This is a genomic window from Thalassotalea loyana (assembly GCF_030161435.1).
GTDB lineage: Bacteria > Pseudomonadota > Gammaproteobacteria > Enterobacterales > Alteromonadaceae > Thalassotalea_G > Thalassotalea_G loyana.
Map to the genome: position 1 here is coordinate 85674 of NZ_BSSV01000001.1, position 23118 is coordinate 108791.

Below are 23118 nucleotides of genomic sequence, written 5' to 3' on the forward strand. Positions count from 1 at the left end.
GGCGTTTTTTTATGTTCGGTTATTTCTTAGGGATGTTATTTAACACCGCTGTAAGAAGTTGCCAGTATTGGCCAACGGTGGCAATTTCAACCTTTTCATCTGGTGAATGGGGAAATTTGATCGTTGGTCCAATTGAGACCATATCCCAGTTAGGGTAGGCGGTTTTAAATAGCCCACACTCAAGTCCTGCATGAATCACCATGATTTCTGGAGTCTTATCGAAGATAGACTGATAAGTATCTCTGACAACTTGCATGATTGCCGAGCTTGTATCTGGTTTCCAACCAGGGTAAGCGCCACTAAATTCAATCTCTGCACCAGCTAACTCAAATGTTGATTGGATCATACTCTGTGCGTCATCTCTACCATCATCGTGCAAGCTTCTGATCAATACTAAGGCGTTAAATTTATTGCCTTTAGTGCGCAAGACACCCAGATTTGACGACGTTTCAACAATACCTTCAATGTCATCGCTCATTCGAATTACACCGTTTGTGCAAGCATTTAAGGCACGTAATACTGATAACTGTGAGTCCTGTGTCCAACATGTATCAAAAGTCTCTGGTGCTATTAGTGATAGTGCTAGATCTGGCTCAACAACTTTTAAACTTGCTTTGACCGTTTCTAATTGGCTTACCAAAAAGCCTTTTAGCGCATCTACCTTGCTCGCTTCGATAACAAAGCTTGCGTTTGCTTCTCGTGGGATAGCATTTCGTAAGCTACCGCCATTTAATTCAGTTAACTGAATGTTGAACTGTCGAGCGGCTTCAAGTAAGAAGCGAACAAGCAACTTATTCGCGTTGGCACGACCTGTATGAATATCAACGCCTGAATGACCGCCTTTTAAACCCGAAATTGATAAGTTGAAAGACTCGTAACCTTCAGGTACGGCCATTGTTTCAAGGGTAAAAGTAGCACTGCCATCAATACCACCGGCACAGCCCATGTAAACTTCGCCTTCTTGCTCTGAGTCTGTGTTAATTAGGATATCACCGTCTAACCAGCCAGCTTCGAGTCCAAATGCACCACTCATGCCTGCTTCTTCGTCGATAGTTACCAGTACTTCTAATGGGCCGTGTGGAACATCATTGCTCGCCAGTACAGCCATTGCAGATGCTAAACCAATTCCGTTATCTGCGCCTAAGGTTGTGTCTTTAGCAGTAACCCAGTCGCCATCGATATATGGTTGAATGGGATCCGTTAAAAAGTCATGCTCCGTTGTCGCATTTTTTTGAGGAACCATGTCCATATGCGCCTGCAAGATTACGCCACGGCGATCTTCCATGCCAGGTGTGGCAGCTTTTTTGATGAAAAGATTGCCTACTGCATCTTCTTTAACACTCAAGCCTTGTTCTTTAGCCCAAGACTGTATCCAAGCAGATATTTTTTGTTCGTGCTTTGAAGGATGTGGAATCGAACAAATATGCTCAAAGATTTGCCATAATTTATTTGGTTGAAGTTGTGATAATTGGCTCACGTAGTTTCCTCAATACTTAATGACGACATGTATTAGTTTAGTTATCAGCCGTCACTTTTGTTGTTTACTTGTCGGCTAATAAGAATAGCCATTGGTCATTAAAATCTTCACTTGGCTTCTTGCTAAAACCTGAGCGAACATATGCGCTAATTTTACCTTCACAGAAAGAGACAATGATATTGGCAAGCGCTTGTTCATTGATTGTAAAGCCTTTGCCTTCGCGTAACTTGCGCTCACGCAATACTTGCTTATATTGTGACTCAAGCTTTTCGAAAAACTGGTGAACTCTGACACGCAATCGTTCGTTTTCACCCATCAATGCATCACCTGTTAGAATTCGACACATACCTGGATTTCGCTCAGCAAAAACCAAAAGCACATGAGTAATGTGATGGCAGCGAACAAGCGCTTCTTTGTGATCTGCCATAATCAGATTAATTCGTGAAAAAATAGACTCTTCAATAAACTCTATTAATCCTTCAAACATGCGTGCTTTCGATGGGAAGTGACGATAAAGTGCCGCTTCTGAAACGCCGACTTCAGCAGCTAACTTAGCTGTAGTAATACGTTGACCCGGACTTGTTTGTAACATGAGTGCTAAACACTCAAGGATTTGTTGTTTTCGACTTGGTTTTTGTGTTGCAGGCATAATGCGACTTTTTATTATTCATGCTTAGAACGAGTGTTGATTGTAACGTGAACTTTCTAGCTTGCCAAATGAAAAGTCGCTAAGTTTGTATGTGCTTACTTACTGGTTATTGATTGCTCTGTTTGATAATTAAATCTACAAGTTGATTTGCTACTTGTGACTTACTTGCCAGTGGAATATCAAACTGCTCGGTTGCGGTAAAAACATGTAAGGCATTGTCATCACTGTTAAACCCTTGGCCTTGTTTAGACACATCATTAGCTGCAATCATATCTAAATTCTTTTTCTCGAGCTTCCCCTTGGCGTAACTCGCAACATCTTGTGTTTCTGCAGCAAAGCCAACGACAAATGGTCTATCAGCAAGTTTTGCAACGTCTGCCACTATATCTGGATTTTTTACGAGTGTTAGGGTCATTTCATCATGAGATTTTTTAATCTTTTGATCGGCGACTTGGCTGATTCGATAGTCCGCTACCGCGGCACAGGCAATAAACACATCGGCTTGCGCTGCTAATTTTGTTGCATACTGGTGCATTTCAAGCGCACTTTCTACGTTGATACGTTGAGTATTTGCGGGTGTGCCTAAATTAACAGGACCACTAATAAGCGTTACTTTTGCACCTGCATTTGCCGCTGCTTGAGCAAGTGCGAATCCCATTTTTCCTGAAGAATGGTTACTGATATAACGCACAGGATCAATAGGTTCACGTGTTGGCCCCGCAGTAATAATCCAGTGTTGTTCGTGACTAAGCGGAGTAGTTGAGTTGAAGTGAGATACACATGCTTGAATGAGTTCAGGTACGTCTAACATACGGCCAAAACCAACATCTCCACATGCTTGGTCACCTGATGCTGGACCAAAAACTGGATGGTTACGTGTGGTAAGGATCGCGAGGTTATCTTGGGTTGCTTGCGCATGCCACATTTGCTGATTCATTGCGGGCGCTATTGCTACTGGCGCGTCCGTAGCGAGGCAAAGCGTTGTTAGTAAATCGTCAGCGATGCCATGAGCCAGTTTCGCCATTATATTAGCTGTTGCAGGTGCTATTAGTACGAGATCTGCCCATTTAGCAAGTTCAATGTGGCCCATCGCCAACTCTGCTTGTGGGTCGAGCAAACTATCGGCCACCGCATTTCCTGAGACTGCTTGGAGGCTCAGCTCAGAGACGAATTCTTTTGCACCGTTTGTCAGTACTACTCGTACATCCGCGCCTTGATCTTTTAATCGGCGCACAAGTTCCGGTGTTTTATATGCGGCTATTCCACCTGTTACACCTAAAAGAATCTTCTTGTCCTGTAAAATCGCCATAACCTGCTAATCTTAATCACGAATAAAGCGATAGCTTATCATTCATCGGAAAAAAACACAGCATTTGTCTAGGAAGGATAGTTGCAATTATGGAAAGGATTACCTTATGGCCTCAACATGAGAGACCAAGAGAAAAGTTGCTTCATTTGGGCGCTCATACCTTATCGGACGCCGAATTATTAGCAATATTTTTGCGCACAGGTACAAAAGGGCAGCATGTTGTTGATATTGCGCGACATCTAATCAAAACGTTCGGCAGCATTTCGGGAATATACCAAGCATCTGAGCAAGAGTTCTGTCAAACCAATGGCTTGGGACAAGCAAAATACGTTCAATTACAAGCTTGTTTAGAAATGACTAAACGCTACCTAGCAGAGGAATTAGTAGCTGGTGAAGCATTAACGTCTAGTCAAAAGACAATTGCATATTTGTCTGCCCAACTTCGCCATGAACAACACGAATTATTTACCATGCTGGTACTTAATAATCAGCATCAAATCATTTCATTTGAAAAACTTTTTTTTGGCACGATTGACGCTGCGGCAGTTTACCCTCGAGTGGTCGTAGAAAAGACACTCAAGCAAAATGGAGCCGCTGTTATATTGTGTCACAACCACCCAAGTGGCGTTGCTAAGCCGAGTCAAGCAGATATCAAGATTACTGAAAGAATCACACAAGCACTAAGATTAATCGATGTTCAAGTGCTCGACCACATTATTATTGCAGGCGCATTAAGTTACTCATTTGCTGAGCATGGACAGTTATAAAAATTGCGATTTCTTGCACTAAATTAGAAATCGCACTAGGTTTTATAGGGAGTAGTCAGAAAATCGCTAGCATTTAGGAGTGAAAATGAGTGATGAAGAAGAATTGAATGAACGTCGCCAACATATCAGGTTGGATATGGAAGGTGAGCTTGTTCGTGTCGATTGGCTAGAGGAAGGCACTGCGTTTTCTGAAAAGTTAGTTTGTGTAGATTTCTCGCGCAAAGGAATCAAAGTTAGTTGTGAAAAAAAAATAGCGCAATACACACCCGTTGATATCACATTAATGCCAGACACTAGTCAGGAAAAAATGGTCAAAGCACGGGTCATTCGATGCAATATTGAACGCGATAGTCATTACAACATTGCCATGTTATTTCAAGACTGATGGGCACGAGAATTTAAGTAGTAAGCAAAATAAGGATTTCGAGTAATGATGATATTAGTTGGTGGTGAAAAGGGTGGTAGCGGCAAGAGTTGTTTAGCGCAAAACTTAGCTGTTTATTTTGCCAAGCACAAGCAAGCAATTGTCTTAATGGTTGACTGTGACCCTCAAAGAACGACGTCAGACTGGATTCACGCACGTAATGCTGATCCAAGTTTGCCTGCGATAAATTGTATTCAGCTGTACGGCAAAATAAGAAATGATTTGCTCAGCTTAGTTCAGCACTATGATTACGTGATTGTTGATTGTGGTGGCCAAGATAATTTAGCTTTGCGTGCATCAATGTCGGTTGCCGATCATGTTTTAATTCCTCTCCGTCCTAAACGCAGAGACTTGAAAACGGTTCCGCATATGGAAGATATGCTGAGCACGTGTAAGATGGTAAACCCTAAGCTCAATGCATCCTTTGTGATAACGCAGTGTCCTTCATTACCTAATCAGGCAAACCGGATTTTAGAGGCTAAAGATGTCTGTCGTTCATATGGTATTAATGTGTTAAATGCAGTAACGTTTAACAGAAATGTTTATGATGATAGTGAAGAGCTAGGTTCATCGGTTATTGAGGTCGATGCTGAAGGGAAAGCTGCTCAAGAGATAATTGCAATTGCTGAAGAGGTGTTAGCAATGGAGCCGGATAATTCGCATGAGTTTAACTGATTTAAAAAAGGCGAATACCAAATCAAAGCGTAAAAGACAGAAAGTATCTGTTGATGATTTTATTAATGATGCCGTTAACTATGCTAAAGGCAAACCTAAGGTAGTTAGCGCAGCAACATCTGCAAAAGTACAAAAGCATGGAACTGGTGGGCAAAAAAATTACAAACATGCGACTTTTACGCTAAATCAACAGGCAATTGATACCTTACAGTTGTTGGCTGATGAGACGCAATTAGCTAAATCCCACATTATTAGAATATTATTGGATAGCGATCCTAATAAGGAGCTTAAACAGCAACTTTTGGCCATTATGGCGGATAAAATTGATCAATAATGGAGAAATAAACTACGTAATGTTGCATATTTCGCTAAAACACGGCGTTATTTTGAACAGTTACGGTAGGTGATTTTTAGTCTAACTGTATGTTTTTATGGGTTTTATTAATATTGCTGTATGAAAATGTTATTAAAGCTAGCATTACCTGCGAACTTTCCCTATAATATGCCACCTTTTTCGGGATCCTGCGGCGACGGCCACGGGTGAAAAATAACTCGAGCTGAAATTAATTTTGGAGTGACATATGTCTAGAGTTTGTCAAGTTACTGGCAAAAAACCAGTCGTAGGGAACAACCGTTCTCACGCAAGAAACGCGACTCGTCGTCGTTTCTTACCAAACCTTCAATCTCACCGTTTTTGGGTTGAGAGCGAAAACCGTTTCGTAAAATTACGCCTTACTCCTAAAGGTATGCGTATTATCGATAAGAAAGGCATCGATGCAGTATTAGCTGATATCCGTGCTCGTGGCGAAAAGATCTAAGGAACCATCATGCGTGATAAAATTCGTTTAGTATCTTCTGCTGGTACAGGTCATTTTTATACTACTGACAAGAATAAAAAGACGATGCCAGAGAAAATGGAAATCAAAAAATTCGATCCTAAAGCACGTAAGCACGTGATCTACAAGGAAGCTAAAATCAAGTAATTGATTTTTAGTTTGAAAAACCCAGCAAATGCTGGGTTTTTTTATGTCTAAAAATCAGTATCATGCACCTTAGGGGGCAATACACCTATGATTAGATTATCTCGAGCTGGTTGGAATAACGTTATTATCTACGCGGTAATGGCCTTTATTCTCCTTATCAATGTAACGCAAAAAAATGAAGACGATGCGGTGCCAGCAAATGCAACAACAACACAATTGCTGGCTGAACATGACGTTATTTTAACGTTAACAGTAAACCAGATGGTTTCGATTGAGCGTATTGGTCAAACGTGGCGAGCGTTGCCAAATGTTCTTTCTGGGCAGGAGTTGGATCAAATGATGTCAACATGGCATACGCTTGAAGTAGAGCCGATTGAGAAACCGGAAAATTTTGATAAAGCAACGGCGGTTATTGCTTCTGCATTGCTTGCTGGAGATAGTGACCTGCATTATTTCATGTTAAACCTAACCGAATCTGGGTTGATCATTGCTAAACAAACACCTTTAGGTGAAAGTGCATGGTACACAGCGTCGCCTCAGCTTTATCATCAATTACTACCACAAGCCGTTTTAAGCGAACCACAGGTGAATTAAATGCCAGAATTACCAGAAGTCGAAGTATGTAAACTCGGCATTTCTCCCCATATTATCAATCAAAAAGTTGACGATGTTATCGTGAGGTTTTGGCAGTTGCGTTGGCCAATACCTAAAGAAGTTCTCACAATCAAGGGGGAAGTTTTACAACGTGTAGAACGTCGCAGTAAATACTTAATGTTGGTATTTGAAAGTGGCACGCTGCTTATTCATTTAGGTATGTCGGGCACTATTCGAGTAGTTAACGATGGGGTTGCGGTGGTCAAGCATGATCACTTTGATTTAGCCTTCACCAATGGCAATATTTTACGTTTGAATGATCCAAGGCGATTCGGCGCCGTGCTTTGGTTACCTGAACACAAAGATATTGATGGTGTGCTGTCAAAGCTAGGTCCTGAGCCTCTGAGCGAAGCGTTTAATGCAGACTACCTTTTTGCTTGCGCTAAAGGACGAAAAACACCGATCAAGAATTTTTTAATGAGTAATCCTGTGGTGGTAGGTGTAGGCAATATATATGCGAATGAAGCCCTGTTTCTTGCTGGCATATTGCCAACGAGTTTGGCTGGAAGTATCTCTAAACGCCGCATTACGATACTCGTTGATACGATAAAAGCGGTATTGGAGTCGGCTATTTCACAAGGTGGAACAACATTAAAAGACTTTACCCAAGCTGATGGAAAACCTGGGTATTTTGCTCAGTCGTTAAATGTATATGGCCGAGGCGGAGAACCTTGCTTAGTTTGTGAAACTGAACTTACTGAGATAAGGCAATCAAACCGTACCACGGTGTATTGTAAAAAGTGCCAGAAGAAATAAGCGTTGGGAAACTAATAGAAAAGTTTCCCTTGTAACTTCATTATCTTTTTTTACTAAGCGCGTCGATAATTGCCTGCTGAACAATGGGGTCGACAAATTGACTGACATCTCCTTTGTGAAGTGCAACCTCTTTGACTAAGCTCGAGGAGATGAAGGAGTTTTCTTCAGCAGGTGTAAGAAAAACGCTTTCCAGATCAGGACTAAGTCGACGATTCATGTTGGCAAGCTGAAATTCATATTCAAAGTCTGAGACAGCGCGAAGCCCACGAATAAGTACATTCGCTTGATGGAACTTGGCAAAATCAACGAGTAAACCACTAAAGCCCACCACAGTGACATTAGGCAAATGTTGGGTGATTTGTTCAATAAACTCAACACGTTGTTCTAATGAAAACAAAGGTTTCTTACTTGGACTTGCTGCTACCCCAACAATAACTTCATCAAATAATTTACTACCACGCGTAATTAGGTCGCTATGGCCGTTGGTTACAGGATCAAAGGTGCCCGGATAAATCGCTTTTACTGGCATTGTTAATAATATGATTAATGAAAGATTAATCTTATTGTAAATGCCAGTATCAGATTTTCATAGTGCTTTCATTAGCGACCATTATGAGTCTCATAAGCATTAGCCAAATTTCATGCCTTGTTTTTCTAACATTGCCATCATATGTTCATTGATCAAATTTAATGCTTTAAATGGGCGTACCATCACCTTAAATTCAACAATTTTCCCTTCACCATTAAATGTGATCATATCGATGCCATTGACGAAAATACCATTGATCTCTGTTGTAAACTCTAATACCACTTTTTGCCCACTTTCACGGTTTTCTTCTGCTTGTGTAATATAGGTAAACGTGTCGTTCAAAAAGGTATGGAAGGCTGCTGTTAGATACATTTGTACCATCTTCTTACCTTCAATATTTCGGTGAATTACTGGAGAGTGAAGTATTGCATCGTCTGTTAGTAAGTCAGATAAGCCTGACAGATCTCGGGACTCAACCACCTGGTGCCATTGTTCAACCATTATTTTTATTCCATTTTTGTTGATAATAATCTTATAGTAATCACCAATATCTGACACTTGTCAAGATGTGGGTAATATTATAAAAACTTTAGTAATGATAATAAGTTGCTTAAACATGCTTAGGTAATTGTATTGCTTACTAAAAGTTTCAACTTAAAGTATTTGCTCGAAAATGCTTCCGTTTTATTCATCTTTGATAGTATGATAGAAAAATTCGAGGCTGTAAGAGTTAATAAGTATTATGAAAACGCGGGATAAAATAATTCAAGCAAGTATTGATTTATTTAATGAGCACGGAGAGCGAAACGTGACGACGAATCATATCGCTGCTCACTTAGGAATCAGCCCGGGTAACCTTTATTATCATTTCAGAAATAAAGAAGACATTATTCTATCTATTTATGAAGAATATGCCCGTAAACTACTCCTTGATACGTTCCCGATTGCATCACCTGATATTGAGCCATTAGACGCCATAATCAACTATATGGATACGGTTTTCCAAGCGATGTCTCGTTTTCGTTTCTTTTATGCAAACCTACCTGTATTGCTGGATAAAAATCCAAGCCTACGAGAAAAGTATGTAGAAGTTCAGGAACTCATTAGAACACAGGTGAGCGATTTGTTAATTTCACTACGTGATGTCGACATGATCGCATTTGAAGATGATGAATTACCTGATCTTGTGAGCGTGTTACGTATTGTAAATACTTTTTGGTTAAGCTTTTATCAAACGCAGAATTTAAACCCAGAAATTGATTCTAATGTCTTTATTGAGGGCGTATTAAAGATTTTTGCGTTAATCCGACCTTACACCACACCATCAGCGCTACCAGAGTTTATTAAGGCTCGTGATTTATATCTTAAGCGCCATCAAGAAATGCTAACGGTTGCCTAAGCTTCTTGGTAACCCGCTAACAGAAGTTGCCAATCAGCTTCTTGCCAATGAAACTCGCTTAGGCGAGTTTTTTCTTTTCTGAAAGAACGTAATAAACGGTCCAGATTGGCTTGTTGCCATTTTTCTTCTGATACTCTTTGTTCACCGCGATCAAAATCAATCAACCAGACTTTATTGTGCTTATCCAGCAAGATGTTATGACAGTTGAGATCATCGTGATAGATGCCATGTCGATGGAACTGCTTAATCGTTGAACCTATGCTTTGCCATTGCTCAGTTGATAATGCGGTTTTTGTCAGAAGACCAACGACATCATTACTTTGGTCAATGCGCTGTGTAATAAGGTCAGCTTGGTACGTTAGTGTAAGCTTTCTAATACCAATTGCGATTGGGGCAGGGCATGGCAAGTTGAGTGCTTGCATAGTCAACAGTAAATCAAATTCCTTTTTGGCTCGCGTTTTCTCGATGCCGAAATACATGTATTTATCTTGGATAATTTTTCCAATTAGGCCACCACGATAGTAATGCTTCAGAACCCATTGTTGAGCGTTGTGCTCAATAAAATAGGTTGTGCCCCTGCCATGCGCTGTACCGATAATAGCGTTTTTACTTGCCCAATAATCTGGAGAGAATATTGCCATATCTGCTGTATCTAGTTGATTCGAGTCAAAAGCCACATAACTTTCAGTGGTTTCGATAACTTTTAACTGACAAGGTTTTACAATTGCATTCGGGTTCAAGATAATAGCTCTATATTTTTCATCTGCGCCTATTGTGGTTTTTCCTTTATGCTGGGTCAATCAACTGTTCCAAAAAAAATCTGTATCTTACGTTTGTCTGCTATCGGTGATGTTTGTCACGCAGTGGCCATGGTGCAATATATCCAACGTTACTCACCTGATTCTGAGATAACTTGGATTGTAGGTAAAATAGAAGCTCAGCTTTTAAAAGGAATGCCTGGTGTCCGTTTTGTTGTATTTGACAAAAAAGCAGGATTACAAGGATACAAAGATCTAAAACAAGCCCTAAATGATGAGCAATTCGATGTTCTACTTCATATGCAAGTCGCACTTCGCGCAAGTATCGCGAGTCTAATGATCAAAGCCAAAGTGAAAATAGGTTTTGATAAAGCGCGAGCTAAGGAAGGGCAATGGCTATTTACTAATCGTCGGGTTAATGCACAAAGTGAGCCTCACGTGGCTGAGGGCTTTATGGCGTTTGCTCAAGCGCTCGGCTTACCTGAAGCTAAGCCAACGTGGCATATTGATATGCTTGAGCAAGACATCAGTTGGGCTGAACAGGCCATTCGCGGTGACAAGCCAATCGCAATCCTTTGTCCGGCAGCAAGCAAAGCAGAAAGGAATTGGCACAGTAAAGGGTATGCTCAGGTTGCGGATTCGCTAATTGATCGAGGGTTTACGGTTGCTATTTGTGGTGGGCCTACAGCGCTAGAGCAGAAATTAGCGGCGGATATTGAAGAAGCAATGCAACATCATGCGATCAATTTGATAGGGAAGACATCGTTAAAACAACTGCACGCGTTATTGAAACGAGCACACATGGTCATTGCACCTGATACTGGTCCAGCTCATATGGCAGTGACGGTAGGTACGCCAGTGGTTGGTCTATATGCGCATAGCAATCCGATGCGCACAGGGCCTTATTTATCTCAGGACTTTGTTGTGAGTGCATACCAGCGCCATATTGAATCACAACAAGGCAAGTCTCTTGCGCAAATTCCATGGGGAACACGTGCAAAAGGTGAGACATTAATGAATGATATTCTGGTTGAGGATGTATTAAATAAAGTTAATGCGTTGATTGCTCATCATTACCCCGAGTTAATCTGATTTTTGCGAAATGTAAGGCGGCAAAACGACGACGAAAATCTTTTTCTGACCCCTTATTGTTGCTAGATATTTGCTTGCGCTAGATCAATAACTATTTTGCTTTCATGGGTATTATGAACTTAGAAAGTATACCAAATGAAGGGGTAAAAAAATGTCTATTGAAAAGCATGATCTACACCATGAATTCCCAGAGTTTCACGATGAAATTCACGATTTGAAAATGAATGATACTCACTTTGCTCGTTTATTTAAGGAATATCATGAAGTAAACAAAGAAGTGATTCGTATTGAGGAAGGCGTTGAAAACACGACAGATCAATATTTAGAAGAAAGAAAGCTGAAGCGTCTAAATTTAAAAGATAATTTATTCGTTATGTTAAAAAAACAACAGCAAGCTTAGTGCTCAGATTTTTTAAAGTAAGTAATAGCTATTAGCACTAAAAATAATAATAAAGACTCTTGGCCAATACTGAGTATTAAACTAAGTATTGGCTTATTTTTTTGGTCGTAACAGCTAACGCACCTTGGTTTTGATCGACTACCTTTCGAGCATTCTCGCCAAGCTCTTTTTGTTTTTGTGGAACCGTTAAAATCGTCATGACACGTTGCGCTAATTCGTCAGTATAAGCGTCAGAATCATTGCTTAGCTGAACGATACCTTCACCTCGTCGCATGGTTTCCGTCACTTCTTTAAAATTTGACATGTTAGGACCAACGATAATCGGCTTGCAATAAAATGCTGGTTCTAGTGGGTTATGGCCGCCTATTTGACTAAAACTGCCTCCCATTGTGACGACATCAGCGAGTGAAAAGGCTGCCATTAACTCCCCTAAACTATCCATCAACCAAATTTGGTGGGTTTGGCTTACGGGATTCTTCGTGCTTCGTCTTACTGTGTTAAACCTGCTTTCACATCGTTTTGCGATGTCATTAAATCGTTCTGGGTGTCGAGGAACAAGGATCAGTAAACACTCAGGAGTCGATTGTAAAACTTGTTCAAAAGCCGAAAGTACAATGTCTTCGTCACCTGGGTGGGTACTTGCCACTAACCAAATTGGTCGAGATGATTCGATATAGCTCGCCAGTTCTTTTTGTTTATCAATAATTTCAGAGGTTAATTTGATATCGTATTTTAAATTTCCAGAAACAGATGTCTTAGACGATGGTGAGCCCAGGCTGACAAAGTTTTCTTTGTTATCATGACTTTGACACAAAATATCATCAAATCGATTTAAACAAGGCGTGATAAGCCAGGTTAACTTTCGATAACTTTTCATCGACTTATTTGATAACCGAGCATTGATTAATTGTAGCTGCGTGCCACGTGAGTGTGCTTGAGCAATGATATTTGGCCAAAGCTCTGTTTCCATTACGATAAAACTCTTTGGCGAAAGCGCTTTCAAAAAAAGCAAACTAGAGATTGGATTATCAATCGGTAAATAACAGTGTTGAACGCGATCGCCAAAATGCTTAATAACTTGTTCAGAACCCGTTGGTGTAAAGGTTGTGAACGTTATTGGTACCGTCGGGTGAGTGATTAATAGCTCGGTAACCAAGGGTTTTAAGGCAAGCACTTCGCCGACACTTGATGCATGAATAATCAGACCACCTTTGAGAAACCCTTTAGGTACAATACCCAAACGCTCTAATAGGCGATTTCGATATGCTTTGTGATTAATTGAACGGATAACCAAAGCAACAACCAATAATGGTGTTAGTAGAAGTAAGAGCAAGCGATAGCAAAGTAGGGCGAAAGCGTATTTCAAAAAAAACTCGTAATGGATAAGTAGTTATATTGACAGTATAACGAAGTGAGGTATTGAGCAACAAGCGAGAAAATCTCTCGTAACTGCTCAACCATTTGCTATTATGGCGGTATTTGGAAAATATGCTTAACACCTACAGCGTTTTTGGCGGATTAAAGTCATTGCTCATTGCATGATCTTTTCTAACTTATAGCGTAAAATTCGTTAAATCACGAATGTGTACAAATTATTAACAACGAGGCGGGTATGTCATCGAATTTTTATCAGTTTTTACAAGGTCAAATCGATCAGGTAAAAGAAGAAGGTTTATATAAAGACGAACGTGTGATCACGACAGCTCAACAAGCAGCGATCGCCGTAAGTTCGGGTGAGCAAGTCATCAACTTTTGTGCTAACAACTATTTGGGGTTAGCTAATCACCCTTCACTCATCGAAGCAGCGAAAGCTGGTCTAGATGATCACGGTTTTGGGATGGCGTCGGTTCGTTTTATCTGTGGTACACAAGATATTCATAAAACATTAGAGCAGAAGCTAAGTGACTTTCTAGGCATGGAAGATACGATTTTATATTCTTCGTGTTTTGATGCTAATGCGGGTTTATTCGAAACCTTGCTGGGTCCAGAAGATGCAATCATTAGTGATGCACTCAATCATGCGTCAATTATTGACGGTGTTCGTCTGTGTAAAGCGAAACGTTTCCGATATGCAAACAATGACTTAGTAGAGCTAGAAGCCTGCCTTAAAGCAGCAGACGAAGCGGGCGCTCGTTTCAAATTGATTGCGACTGATGGTGTCTTTTCGATGGATGGTGTGATTGCCAACTTAAAAGGCATTTGTGACCTTGCTGATAAATACAATGCTCTTGTTATGGTGGATGACTCACACGCTGTTGGGTTTGTCGGTGAGCAAGGCCGCGGTAGCCATGAATATTGTGAGGTCATGGGACGTGTCGATATTATTACCGGAACATTAGGTAAAGCAATGGGCGGTGCTTCAGGTGGCTATACTTCAGCAAAAAAAGAAATCGTTGAATGGTTACGTCAACGCTCGCGTCCATATTTATTCTCTAATTCTTTGGCGCCTGCAATCGTAAGTGCTTCGATCCGCGTGTTAGATTTATTGGCGCAAGGCGATGAGCTAAGAAAAACGCTTAAAGACAATGCACAATACTTTAGAACGGAAATGGAATCAGTTGGCTTTACCTGTGCTGGTGCTGATCATGCCATCGTTCCTGTGATGTTGGGTGATGCAAAGGTGGCAAGTGAGATGGCTAATCGTCTGCTCGCCGAAGGTATCTATGTTATTGGCTTCTCTTTCCCTGTTGTGCCTAAAGGTCAAGCGCGCATCCGTACACAGATTTCAGCTGCTCACACAAAAGAGCAACTTGATAAAGCTATTGAAGCCTTTACACGTATTGGTAAAGAGATGGGTGTTATTTAACACCAGATTTAGGCGATGTTATTGAGTTAATTTCGCCTTTAATTTGATTGAATTTTGAGATTAATGACATGAAATCATTAGCTAAATTACATGCCAAAGAAGGCATTTGGATGACTGACTCTCCAAAGCCTCAAATGGGGCACAACGATTTATTAATTAAGATTAATAAAACCGCAATTTGTGGAACGGATATCCATATATATAACTGGGATGAGTGGTCACAAAAAACAATTCCTGTACCTATGGTTGTCGGTCATGAATATGCTGGCGTTGTTGTTGACATGGGGCAAGAAGTAAAAGGATTTAGCGTAGGCGATCGCGTTTCTGGTGAAGGTCATATTACCTGTGGTCATTGTCGAAATTGTCGTGCGGGTCGAACACATTTATGTCGTAACACCGTAGGTGTGGGCGTAGATCGCGAAGGCTCTTTTGCTGAGTACCTGGTTATTCCAGCGTTTAATGCGTTTAAATTACCTGATGAAATTTCAGATGAAATGGCGGCTATCTTTGACCCATTTGGTAATGCAGTACATACAGCGTTGTCATTTGATTTAGTTGGTGAAGACGTGCTAATCACAGGTGCTGGACCAATTGGTATCATGGCGGCCGCAGTCGCTAAGCACGTTGGTGCTAGACACGTTGTTATTACCGATGTAAACGAGTATAGACTTGAGCTTGCCAGAAAAATGGGTGTAACTCGTGCAGTCAATGTGAGTAAAGAAAAGTTATCTGATGTCATGGCTGAACTTGCAATGACTGAAGGCTTTGATGTCGGCTTAGAAATGTCAGGCGTGCCAATGGCTTTTACTGACATGCTTGAAAACACGAATCATGGTGGCAAGATCGCGATGCTAGGTATTCCAGGTAATGACATGGCGATTGATTGGAGTAAAGTTATCTTCAAAGGCCTAACGATTAAAGGAATCTATGGTCGAGAGATGTTTGAGACTTGGTATAAAATGGCAAGCTTAATTCAATCAGGGTTAGATTTATCACCGATTATTACTCATCATTTTGATATTGATGATTTCCAAAAAGGCTTTGATGTTATGCGTTCTGGTCAATCTGGTAAGGTTATTTTGGACTGGACTAAAAACAACTAATTAATTCGTAAAAAGTTGTTATAAAATACACAAAAAGGGAGCTATGCTCCCTTTTTTAATATAATGTTTACGTGATTTTTATTTTAAAGGTGAGCTATGTCGTCTAATTCTGTTGACGCTTTTAAACATATTACTGCTAATGAGCTAATCCAACGTATTGAGCGTGAGGACGTAATAATCGTCGATATCAGAGACCCTAATGCTTTTGCATCGGGTCGTATCATGGGGGCTGCACATTTAACGAATGATAATTTAGGTGATTTTATTCGTGAAGCTGACTTGGATGCTCCAACTGTTGTCTGCTGTTATCATGGTATTTCGAGCCAACAAGCTGCTCAATTTCTTGCTAGTCAAGATTTTAGTGATGTTTATTCATTAGATGGTGGCTTTGAAGTATGGAATACCATGTATCCTGAAAAAGTGGAGCGTTAATGCTAGAGCAGAACCTTGTGCCTCTCGTTGAGGTCTATCAACAAAATATTGCATTGATCTTTAGTGACTTTTTGAAAAGTCAGAATATGGCTTCTGACGTTAAACAAACAGATAAAGGTTATGTGATTTTGTGTGAAGAGACGTCTGTAGAGCACGCCAAAGCGTTATTCGAAGAGTTTGTTCAAAATCCTCAGCACAAGCGATATCAAAATGCTGCATGGAGCCAAGGTCAAGTTACTGAACTCGATAATTCACAGGACAATTTGTTTGTTACGTTCAAGCAGAACTTTTTAGCTCATGCGGGCCCTGTTACGTTAGTCATTTTTATCGCTTGTTGGTTAATTTATGGTTCTAGCGTTTTAGGTTTTGCGATGGATATGTTTAATAGCTTAAAGTTTTATACTAGCTTTTCAATTGAACAGGTTATGAGCCAACCACATCGCTTACTAACCCCTGCACTGTTTCACTTCTCTCTTGTTCATATCGCCTTCAATACGATGTGGTGGTGGCAACTCGGTGGGGCAATTGAAAAAGAGCAGGGAGTCAAACAACTGTTGGTGGTCTTCTTTGTTAGTGCACTTGTTTCGAACGTGAGTCAATATCTGGTGTCAGGCCCTAATTTTGGTGGTTTGTCAGGTGTAGTCTATGCGGTTGTCGGTTATGTTTGGTTTATGGGCTATTTAATGCCTAATAAAGGTTTATATCTATCGAAACCTGTTATTGGCATGTTATTAATTTGGCTGGTTTTAGGGTTTGTTGACTTGTTACCTGTCAATGTTGCAAATACTGCACATTTAACTGGGCTGATCAGTGGCTGTGCGTTAGCTCTGCTCTATTCGTTTCGACACAAAAAAAGGCAGTGATGACTGCCTTTTCTACTATATAACATCTATTAATTGTCTAACCATTGAGTAAACAGTAACTTTTTCACTAAAGGCTGCCCTGTTTCTTTGGTCAAAAGCTCTTTGACTCTATCTTCACAAAGCTTTTGTATTTCGGTGCGTCCACGAATCGATTTAATTTTTTCTTCCGGTTGCTGTCCGATCACCGTAATAATGGCATCGCGCAATAAAGGAGAATGATGCTCAACAACCTCTAGATTTGAAGTACCTTCAATCATTAATTCGACGGTGAGACGAACAAAGCCCATTTTCTTCTGTGTCGATACGTAGTTCGTCACAATATCTGGCTCGAAGCCATAGTAAGCGTACTCAGCAGCTTTTGCTGATGTGAGGCAAGATAGCAATAACAAACAAGAAATCAGTTTTTTCATAATCTAAGAAACTTTATTACTTATACATTAATAATGTGAATCATAACTCGAATTAATGCAATGGTCAGGCATTATTTCGTTTAGTGCGTTTTAAAGCTATCGGCAAAGAACGGTTATGCATTAGCCAAATTGCGCATCCATTTTTTCTGCAGTACACGCCACATAAACAAAAATGCTTTTGTTACCTCTTCGGAGTAAGTTGCTAGTGCAACCCAAAATAATGGGAGTTGCAGGACAAACGCACAATAATAAGTTAATGGAATACTCACAATCCACATGCCTATGATATCGATATATAAACATGCCTTTGTTTCACCACCTGCGCGCAGCACGCCCATGGCTGAGGTCATATTCGTGATTTTTATCCATGCACCGAGGCCAATAATGAGAAATACATCACTGGCTAAATCTAATGTAGGGGCTGGCAAATCGGCGAATGGGATAAAAACCCAGTGCTTTGCTGAGTATAGTATTGCACCTAAGAGCAATCCGACAATTGGAGCTAAAAAGATAAAGCTGCGTGCCGTAGACCAAGCTTCGTCATATTTATCGGCCCCAAGGTTTTGGCCAACCATGATTGCACAAGCACTGGCAAAACCAAAAAATAAAGAGATGTACATGCCTTCAATCGGTGAGAGTAAACTCATGACGGCAAGTTCCTTTGTGCCCATTTGCCCGTATATGAGCTGGTAAACAAAGGTACCTAAAGACCATACACCGAAGCTAAACATCATTGGCCATACAATTTTGAGTAATTTCCACCAAGGACTGCGCTTTGCAAGAAGCTTGATGTCTTCACGATGGGGGATAATAGGGTGCAGCGCGCGTATTAGGACATAAAGGAACAAAGCCAAATGAATACCGCGAGAAATCGTCGTCGCTAAGGCTGCGCCGTCAACACCTAGCGCTTCGACACCTAGGCCACCATTAATCAACCAATAGTTCAGAACAATATTGATCGCTATCGCTATAGTGCTCAATATCATAGGTAATCGAACTTGATTAATACTGCGCAATGCATTTTCTAAGACCATAATGACTGCAACAAGGCACAAACTTGGCATCGTTATCCATAAATAACTTTCACCTAATCCAATAACTTGTTGATCGCTACTGCCTATTGCAATGACATCGTCGGCTAAATAAAAGAATGCAAAGACAATGGGCAGCATGGCAATAACGCCAATTAATGAACCCATTAATACTGTTCGGCGAATTTTTTCGTGCTGTTGAGCCCCCCAGTACTGAGCGACCAAAATGCCAACACCCCAACTTAGTCCCATAATAACCACTAGGACAACGAATTGAATTCTGTTGCCTAAACCCACAGCAGCAACAGCCGCGTCACCTAAATGGCTGACCATCATAACATCGACCATACCCAACAATGTCACTAACGTGTTTTGTAATGAAATAGGCCAAGCAAGCTTAAAGCTTGCCTTAAGTGAACTGGTATTTAACCAAGACATGTGAGGGAGAGACTCCAGAAAAATTCAATTAATATCGTTAACGACGTCATAGACTCAAAATTTCAGGCTGTTATTATACGCGCTAGATAAAATTATTGTTGCCGAATATGAGTAGTTTACAACACTTATTCCCGATTAACCTAAGTGCCGATTGGCAAAACCAGGTACCTGAAGGGGTGAATACGTATGTCAAAGACTGGTTGCTAGATGAGAGTTCATTAACCGCGAGGTTAAAAGCGAATGCTCGCGAATTTCGTTTAGAAGTTTTAGGCCAGCAAATTACGTATTGTTCGGAACAAGAAGCGTGTATTTATGTGAAGGCAGGTGAACGAGTGTTAGCGCGGGAAGTCGTGTTATTTTGTGACGATGTGCCGCAAGTGTTTGCCAGAAGCCTGCTACCGTTAACGAGTTTAACGGGTGAGCAAAAAGCATTGGCTGAGTTAGGTGAGCAACCATTGGGGCAAGTTATTTTTAATTCTCCGCTATTACAACGAAAAGCGCTTCAAGTTGCTGAGTTCTCTGAGGCAAGTAACATGCATTCACTCAACGTGGCACTTAACATTGACAGTGAGCAGTCATACTGGGGTAGACGTTCTACCTTCTTGATCGATGATAAGCCTATATTAGTCGCAGAAGTTTTTTTACCTGGTGCGTTAGCGTATCAGCAGGGTTAGTGATATTTAATGAACGCTACATTTTCACAACGTTTGCAGGGCATAGTTCAGATAACACGTATGGATAAGCCAATTGGCACCTATTTGTTATTGTGGCCCACATATTGGGCGCTTTGGGTTGCATCAGAAGGCTTTCCTACCTTACATCTTTTATTTGTGTTTACACTCGGCGTTTTCTTAATGCGAAGTGCTGGCTGTGTGATTAACGATTTTGCTGATCGCAAAGTCGATGGTGAAGTAAAGCGGACAAGCCAACGTCCATTGGTGACAGGAATAATAACGCCGGAACAAGCGATTATTTTATTCGTCTGCTTGCTGTCAGCGGCATTTGGCCTAGTAACCTCCTTGTCGTTTTATACTATTCAGCTTTCGGTTGTTGCCGTCTTTTTAGCGACACTTTATCCCTTTATGAAGCGATACACGAATTTCCCTCAAGTCGTTCTTGGAGCAGCTTTTAGCTGGGGTATGATTATGGCCTTTGCTCAAGTTATGGGATACATACCGACAGGCGCATGGTTTTTATTTTTTGCCAATTTGGCTTGGACAGTCGCGTACGACACTATGTATGCCATGGTTGATCGCGATGACGACTTGCGTATTGGGGTTAAGTCTACTGCGATATTGTTTGGTGATAATGATAAGAAAATCATTGGTTTGTTACAGCTAGTCACTCTAGGTTTACTATTCAGTGCAGGCGAACTTTTTGCCCTTGGATGGCCATTTCACTTGAGCCTCATTATCTCTGCTGGATTCTTCTGCTATCAACAAATGCTCATCGTAGATAGAGATCGTGAAAAGTGCTTCAAAGCCTTTTTGAATAACCATTATGTTGGCATGATCATCTTTATCGCTTTGCTCATCGAATATTTTTAATCTCCCCACCGTTGTTTAGAATTCGTTCATCAAAAAAGCCAGCAAAAGCTGGCTTTCTATTTTATCGCGTTATGCTTTGCAGTACGTCTATACTAACCAAGTTGCTGACAACCTTTTTAAAGCCTTCAAGGCTTGGTTGTGCGATGAGCTCATTTTCATCTGAGACTTGGATATAACCGTTATCTTTCATGGCATTAATTAATGCAGTTTGTGCTTTTGGCTCAACAAATTCAGGTGCATTAATATTGTTTAACACCGACAGACGCTTAGCGATAGAAACCATATTCTGCTCTAATGTTTTCTTTTTAATTGGTGCTAGGCGAGCCGTTAATTGACTAACAATCACTAATCTTTGAACCGTCTCATCAATTACATCACTCATTAATGTTGCATGCGATTTTAAATTAACGTCATCAGTTAATGACCAGAAACCGGCTTTAGTCGACTTTGCAATATGCTTTTCAGCTAATGCGTTTAATACTTCTTCGACTTGTGTTGTTAGTGTTTCAGCATCTTGCCATAAGAAAAATTCAGCTCTTAATAATGGCCAAATTAATTGCACTTGCTGAACGATGTCATCGTGGGAAATCTTGTGGTGACTACCTAATAAACGGCAAATGAGCGACGGAAGTAGATAGGTGTGCAAAATGTTATTACGGTAATAACGCATCTCTAACGAAGCCGCTTCATTAAGTGAAAGATAAGCACCCAGGCTATCTTTATCTACGGTCACTTTATTCAAAGAAATCAATTGCGCGACTAATGTTTTGCCCGATTCCTCAGGAATCGTCACATGTTGGCTGTAAGGCGCTAAACGAGCAATCGACAAGAAGAAATCCATTTGTGCTTCTAACTCCCCTTGTGACAATGCTTGGTTGTCTGTTGCGTGGAGAATTAGACCTGCTAAGGACACCGTATTTAGCGCGGCACTTTTATTGATTTTTGTCATCAATACATCACCTAAACCATTAACCGTAGGTGTTAACCAGCTTGGTTTCTGGGGGTCAATAGGATCAATATCATCTTTCCAATCAGGCACTTTATCATTTAAATACTGATTCAAATGTATTGGTTCACCAAAGTTAACGAAACCTTTACCGTAGTTTCTCAACTTTTTAATTGCACCCAAGACACCAAGAATAGATTCGTTCTTTTTCTTACTCCCGCTGAGCTCTTTGTGGTAGGTGGCAACTTCCATTACGTGCTCATAGCCAATGTAAACAGGAACAAGCGTTAATGGGCGGTCAATACCACGTAGCAAGCTTTGGATCGTCATCGCTAGCATACCCGTTTTTGGCGAAAGTAATCGACCAGTGCGGCTTCGGCCACCTTCTGTGTAGTATTTTACCGAGTAGCCGCGTTCAAAGAGTAAACCTAAATACTCACGGAAAATTGCCGAGTACAGACGGTTACCACCGAAACTTCGACGTATAAAAAATGCACCTGCTTTTCTGAATATAGGGCCAGCTGGCCAAAAATTTAAATTAATACCGGCAGCAATTCTTGGCGTCACTAAACCTTGGTGGTAAATCACATACGTTAAGAGTAAATAATCCATATGTGAACGGTGACATGGAACATAAATAATTTCATGACCGTCCTCAGCTACTTGACGCAATGTTGATGTGTTTTCTACGTCAATTGAATTGTATAAACGATTAAACAGCCACCCAAGCATGCGTTCGCCAACACGAATCATTGACTCTCGGTAGTCGCCCGAGATCTCATACATCATATCTTTAGCTTGCTTTTTGACTTTTTCTACCGGTAGATTTTTCGCTTTTGCTTCGTCAGCAATCACTCTTTTAATCGAAGGGTTAGCAAATAGTGCGGTGAACATTTGCTCTCGATCCATCAATCGAGGCCCTGTTGCTGCAATTGTTTGGCGGTGAAAGTGAAAGCGTGCAACACGCAGAAGTTTATGTGCAGTATCTTCATCACTACCATGCTTATCAGCCATGTAGCGCAAAGATACCGGGTTAGAAAAACGGACTAAGGTGTGGCTACCAAGAAACAATACAATAAAGAACTTTCTGAGCCATGTTGGTGATTCTTGATCCGCTAAAATAGTACCGACATTGGCATTATTTTTCTCAATCGTAGGCGCTCGACCCCATGTTAAGTTGACTGGAATGAGCTGAGCTTCTTGGCTCGGATCTTCTTGGTGTTGCTTGAGTAAACTAAGCCCTTGTTCAATGGCGTTAGTTTTGCCAGCTTTTCGCCATTTTAAAAGCGGTGTCGGCTTATCAATACACAAGGTTCTGTTGAACTTTTTGCCCTTGATCTCAACATGTTCTAATGGGTCTGGTAAACCTAACTTTTTACATGCTTTTTGCAGAGATAAAAGATCGCTAGCCGATTGATGGCGGACGACATAGAAGATAGGTTTGTCGGTTTTAACACTACCAGAAGAAACAAAGTCATCAGGTACGATTTTGCATCTTACAAGGATTTTGATGGGTAACGTTAATAGTAAATAAAATAATGAACGAAGTGCTAACATGTTGTATCGATTTATATTATCCAGAACCGATATTTTAGCATTAAGAAAAAGCTTTGTCTTTTACTGTGATGTTAAGGATTATGTCAAAAGCGTGTTATCGGCTTTTTTCGCCA

General features: G+C 40.7%; 27 protein-coding genes. 17 read left to right on the plus strand and 10 right to left on the minus strand.

Going from position 1 to position 23118, the window contains the following annotated elements:
- Positions 1–19: 19 nt before the first annotated feature.
- From QQK05_RS00320 to coaBC, 3 genes are all read right to left on the minus strand, one after another.
- Positions 20–1477: an aminoacyl-histidine dipeptidase gene (locus QQK05_RS00320; protein WP_284295343.1), complete on the minus strand. Its 1458-nt coding sequence runs from the start codon at positions 1475–1477 to the stop codon at positions 20–22.
- Positions 1478–1541: 64 nt separating this feature from the next.
- Complete coding sequence (slmA, locus tag QQK05_RS00325) at positions 1542–2126, minus strand: nucleoid occlusion factor SlmA (protein WP_284295344.1); 585 nt, start codon at positions 2124–2126, stop codon at positions 1542–1544.
- A gap of 106 nt (positions 2127–2232) precedes the next feature.
- Positions 2233–3435: a bifunctional phosphopantothenoylcysteine decarboxylase/phosphopantothenate--cysteine ligase CoaBC gene (gene coaBC, locus QQK05_RS00330; protein WP_284295345.1), complete on the minus strand. Its 1203-nt coding sequence runs from the start codon at positions 3433–3435 to the stop codon at positions 2233–2235.
- A gap of 89 nt (positions 3436–3524) precedes the next feature.
- Here coaBC and radC point away from each other — a divergent pair, with 89 nt between their 5' ends.
- From radC to mutM, 8 genes are all read left to right on the plus strand, one after another.
- Positions 3525–4202: a RadC family protein gene (gene radC, locus QQK05_RS00335; protein ID WP_284295346.1), complete on the plus strand. Its 678-nt coding sequence runs from the start codon at positions 3525–3527 to the stop codon at positions 4200–4202.
- 85 nt (positions 4203–4287) lie between these two features.
- Entirely contained in the window at positions 4288–4587 is a 300-nt protein-coding gene (locus tag QQK05_RS00340) for a PilZ domain-containing protein (RefSeq protein ID WP_284295347.1), read from the plus strand.
- 45 nt (positions 4588–4632) lie between these two features.
- Entirely contained in the window at positions 4633–5301 is a 669-nt protein-coding gene (locus QQK05_RS00345) for an AAA family ATPase (RefSeq protein WP_284295348.1), read from the plus strand.
- Positions 5288–5635 (plus strand): replication protein RepA, encoded by a 348-nt coding sequence (locus QQK05_RS00350; protein WP_284295349.1) that lies wholly within the window; start codon positions 5288–5290, stop codon positions 5633–5635. The genes QQK05_RS00345 and QQK05_RS00350 overlap by 14 nt, the downstream gene beginning before the upstream one ends.
- 247 nt (positions 5636–5882) lie before the next feature.
- Positions 5883–6119 carry a 50S ribosomal protein L28 gene (rpmB, locus tag QQK05_RS00355; protein ID WP_189769050.1) on the plus strand — a complete coding sequence of 79 codons (237 nt, stop codon included), beginning with the start codon at positions 5883–5885 and terminating at the stop codon, positions 6117–6119.
- Positions 6120–6128: 9 nt separating this feature from the next.
- Positions 6129–6284 (plus strand): 50S ribosomal protein L33, encoded by a 156-nt coding sequence (gene rpmG / locus QQK05_RS00360; RefSeq protein ID WP_033078277.1) that lies wholly within the window; start codon positions 6129–6131, stop codon positions 6282–6284.
- Positions 6285–6371: 87 nt separating this feature from the next.
- A complete protein-coding gene (locus QQK05_RS00365; protein WP_284295350.1) occupies positions 6372–6878 on the plus strand; it encodes a hypothetical protein in 507 nt (168 codons plus the stop codon).
- Complete coding sequence (mutM, locus tag QQK05_RS00370) at positions 6879–7694, plus strand: bifunctional DNA-formamidopyrimidine glycosylase/DNA-(apurinic or apyrimidinic site) lyase (RefSeq protein WP_284295351.1); 816 nt, start codon at positions 6879–6881, stop codon at positions 7692–7694.
- Between the two features lie 40 nt (positions 7695–7734).
- On the opposite strand, the gene coaD is transcribed toward mutM, so the two are convergent.
- Positions 7735–8223 carry a pantetheine-phosphate adenylyltransferase gene (coaD, locus tag QQK05_RS00375; RefSeq protein WP_284295352.1) on the minus strand — a complete coding sequence of 163 codons (489 nt, stop codon included), beginning with the start codon at positions 8221–8223 and terminating at the stop codon, positions 7735–7737.
- Between the two features lie 99 nt (positions 8224–8322).
- Complete coding sequence (locus QQK05_RS00380) at positions 8323–8724, minus strand: nuclear transport factor 2 family protein (RefSeq protein ID WP_284295353.1); 402 nt, start codon at positions 8722–8724, stop codon at positions 8323–8325.
- Positions 8725–8965: 241 nt separating this feature from the next.
- On the opposite strand from QQK05_RS00380, the gene QQK05_RS00385 reads away from it, so the two are divergent.
- Positions 8966–9622, plus strand: coding sequence for a TetR/AcrR family transcriptional regulator (locus QQK05_RS00385; RefSeq protein ID WP_284295355.1), 657 nt, complete (start codon positions 8966–8968; stop codon positions 9620–9622).
- On the opposite strand, the gene QQK05_RS00390 is transcribed toward QQK05_RS00385, so the two are convergent.
- The gene (locus QQK05_RS00390; protein WP_284295356.1) at positions 9619–10422 is read right to left on the minus strand and encodes a 3-deoxy-D-manno-octulosonic acid kinase; all 804 of its coding nucleotides are present in this window, start codon (positions 10420–10422) and stop codon (positions 9619–9621) included. The genes QQK05_RS00385 and QQK05_RS00390 overlap by 4 nt on opposite strands.
- Between QQK05_RS00390 and QQK05_RS00395 the strand changes: the two genes are divergently transcribed.
- Positions 10411–11472 (plus strand): glycosyltransferase family 9 protein, encoded by a 1062-nt coding sequence (locus tag QQK05_RS00395; RefSeq protein ID WP_284295357.1) that lies wholly within the window; start codon positions 10411–10413, stop codon positions 11470–11472. The two genes, QQK05_RS00390 and QQK05_RS00395, sit on opposite strands and share 12 nt — an antisense overlap.
- 151 nt (positions 11473–11623) lie before the next feature.
- Entirely contained in the window at positions 11624–11872 is a 249-nt protein-coding gene (locus QQK05_RS00400; protein ID WP_284295359.1) for a YdcH family protein, read from the plus strand.
- Between the two features lie 76 nt (positions 11873–11948).
- On the opposite strand, the gene waaA is transcribed toward QQK05_RS00400, so the two are convergent.
- A complete protein-coding gene (waaA, locus tag QQK05_RS00405) occupies positions 11949–13238 on the minus strand; it encodes a lipid IV(A) 3-deoxy-D-manno-octulosonic acid transferase (RefSeq protein ID WP_284295361.1) in 1290 nt (429 codons plus the stop codon).
- 246 nt (positions 13239–13484) lie between these two features.
- On the opposite strand from waaA, the gene QQK05_RS00410 reads away from it, so the two are divergent.
- From QQK05_RS00410 to glpG, 4 genes are all read left to right on the plus strand, one after another.
- Positions 13485–14678: a glycine C-acetyltransferase gene (locus tag QQK05_RS00410; RefSeq protein ID WP_284295362.1), complete on the plus strand. Its 1194-nt coding sequence runs from the start codon at positions 13485–13487 to the stop codon at positions 14676–14678.
- A gap of 68 nt (positions 14679–14746) precedes the next feature.
- Positions 14747–15781 (plus strand): L-threonine 3-dehydrogenase, encoded by a 1035-nt coding sequence (gene tdh, locus QQK05_RS00415; RefSeq protein ID WP_284295363.1) that lies wholly within the window; start codon positions 14747–14749, stop codon positions 15779–15781.
- Between the two features lie 96 nt (positions 15782–15877).
- Positions 15878–16213 carry a thiosulfate sulfurtransferase GlpE gene (gene glpE, locus QQK05_RS00420; RefSeq protein ID WP_284295364.1) on the plus strand — a complete coding sequence of 112 codons (336 nt, stop codon included), beginning with the start codon at positions 15878–15880 and terminating at the stop codon, positions 16211–16213.
- On the plus strand, positions 16213–17076 hold the full coding sequence (gene glpG, locus QQK05_RS00425; RefSeq protein WP_284295366.1) for a rhomboid family intramembrane serine protease GlpG: 864 nt from the start codon (positions 16213–16215) through the stop codon (positions 17074–17076). The genes glpE and glpG overlap by 1 nt, the downstream gene beginning before the upstream one ends.
- 29 nt (positions 17077–17105) lie before the next feature.
- Here glpG and QQK05_RS00430 read toward each other — a convergent pair whose 3' ends face one another.
- Complete coding sequence (locus QQK05_RS00430) at positions 17106–17486, minus strand: flagellar basal body-associated protein FliL (protein WP_284295367.1); 381 nt, start codon at positions 17484–17486, stop codon at positions 17106–17108.
- Positions 17487–17599: 113 nt separating this feature from the next.
- The gene (locus QQK05_RS00435; RefSeq protein ID WP_284295368.1) at positions 17600–18955 is read right to left on the minus strand and encodes an MATE family efflux transporter; all 1356 of its coding nucleotides are present in this window, start codon (positions 18953–18955) and stop codon (positions 17600–17602) included.
- Between the two features lie 107 nt (positions 18956–19062).
- Here QQK05_RS00435 and QQK05_RS00440 point away from each other — a divergent pair, with 107 nt between their 5' ends.
- The gene (locus tag QQK05_RS00440) at positions 19063–19629 is read left to right on the plus strand and encodes a chorismate--pyruvate lyase family protein (RefSeq protein ID WP_284295369.1); all 567 of its coding nucleotides are present in this window, start codon (positions 19063–19065) and stop codon (positions 19627–19629) included.
- A 9-nt stretch (positions 19630–19638) separates the two neighbouring features.
- Positions 19639–20502: a 4-hydroxybenzoate octaprenyltransferase gene (ubiA, locus tag QQK05_RS00445; RefSeq protein WP_284295370.1), complete on the plus strand. Its 864-nt coding sequence runs from the start codon at positions 19639–19641 to the stop codon at positions 20500–20502.
- A 61-nt stretch (positions 20503–20563) separates the two neighbouring features.
- Here ubiA and plsB read toward each other — a convergent pair whose 3' ends face one another.
- Positions 20564–23005 (minus strand): glycerol-3-phosphate 1-O-acyltransferase PlsB, encoded by a 2442-nt coding sequence (gene plsB / locus QQK05_RS00450; RefSeq protein WP_284295371.1) that lies wholly within the window; start codon positions 23003–23005, stop codon positions 20564–20566.
- Between the last annotated feature and the right edge of the window lie 113 nt (positions 23006–23118).

Bases quoted from the DNA above. Each gene is read 5' to 3' on its own strand.
- coaBC (WP_284295345.1), bottom strand. From the start codon at position 3,435: ATGGCGATTTTACAGGACAAGAAGATTCTTTTAGGTGTAACAGGTGGA.
- QQK05_RS00385 (WP_284295355.1), top strand. From the start codon at position 8,966: ATGAAAACGCGGGATAAAATAATTCAAGCAAGTATTGATTTATTTAAT.
- plsB (WP_284295371.1), bottom strand. From the start codon at position 23,005: ATGTTAGCACTTCGTTCATTATTTTATTTACTATTAACGTTACCCATC.
- glpE (WP_284295364.1), top strand. From the start codon at position 15,878: ATGTCGTCTAATTCTGTTGACGCTTTTAAACATATTACTGCTAATGAG.
- QQK05_RS00430 (WP_284295367.1), bottom strand. From the start codon at position 17,486: ATGAAAAAACTGATTTCTTGTTTGTTATTGCTATCTTGCCTCACATCA.
- QQK05_RS00395 (WP_284295357.1), top strand. From the start codon at position 10,411: ATGCTGGGTCAATCAACTGTTCCAAAAAAAATCTGTATCTTACGTTTG.
- QQK05_RS00400 (WP_284295359.1), top strand. From the start codon at position 11,624: ATGTCTATTGAAAAGCATGATCTACACCATGAATTCCCAGAGTTTCAC.
- QQK05_RS00350 (WP_284295349.1), top strand. From the start codon at position 5,288: ATGAGTTTAACTGATTTAAAAAAGGCGAATACCAAATCAAAGCGTAAA.
- radC (WP_284295346.1), top strand. From the start codon at position 3,525: ATGGAAAGGATTACCTTATGGCCTCAACATGAGAGACCAAGAGAAAAG.
- QQK05_RS00435 (WP_284295368.1), bottom strand. From the start codon at position 18,955: ATGTCTTGGTTAAATACCAGTTCACTTAAGGCAAGCTTTAAGCTTGCT.
- rpmG (WP_033078277.1), top strand. From the start codon at position 6,129: ATGCGTGATAAAATTCGTTTAGTATCTTCTGCTGGTACAGGTCATTTT.
- slmA (WP_284295344.1), bottom strand. From the start codon at position 2,126: ATGCCTGCAACACAAAAACCAAGTCGAAAACAACAAATCCTTGAGTGT.
- tdh (WP_284295363.1), top strand. From the start codon at position 14,747: ATGAAATCATTAGCTAAATTACATGCCAAAGAAGGCATTTGGATGACT.
- QQK05_RS00340 (WP_284295347.1), top strand. From the start codon at position 4,288: ATGAGTGATGAAGAAGAATTGAATGAACGTCGCCAACATATCAGGTTG.
- ubiA (WP_284295370.1), top strand. From the start codon at position 19,639: ATGAACGCTACATTTTCACAACGTTTGCAGGGCATAGTTCAGATAACA.
- QQK05_RS00380 (WP_284295353.1), bottom strand. From the start codon at position 8,724: ATGGTTGAACAATGGCACCAGGTGGTTGAGTCCCGAGATCTGTCAGGC.
- QQK05_RS00365 (WP_284295350.1), top strand. From the start codon at position 6,372: ATGATTAGATTATCTCGAGCTGGTTGGAATAACGTTATTATCTACGCG.
- QQK05_RS00440 (WP_284295369.1), top strand. From the start codon at position 19,063: ATGAGTAGTTTACAACACTTATTCCCGATTAACCTAAGTGCCGATTGG.
- rpmB (WP_189769050.1), top strand. From the start codon at position 5,883: ATGTCTAGAGTTTGTCAAGTTACTGGCAAAAAACCAGTCGTAGGGAAC.
- QQK05_RS00410 (WP_284295362.1), top strand. From the start codon at position 13,485: ATGTCATCGAATTTTTATCAGTTTTTACAAGGTCAAATCGATCAGGTA.
- mutM (WP_284295351.1), top strand. From the start codon at position 6,879: ATGCCAGAATTACCAGAAGTCGAAGTATGTAAACTCGGCATTTCTCCC.
- glpG (WP_284295366.1), top strand. From the start codon at position 16,213: ATGCTAGAGCAGAACCTTGTGCCTCTCGTTGAGGTCTATCAACAAAAT.
- QQK05_RS00345 (WP_284295348.1), top strand. From the start codon at position 4,633: ATGATGATATTAGTTGGTGGTGAAAAGGGTGGTAGCGGCAAGAGTTGT.
- coaD (WP_284295352.1), bottom strand. From the start codon at position 8,223: ATGCCAGTAAAAGCGATTTATCCGGGCACCTTTGATCCTGTAACCAAC.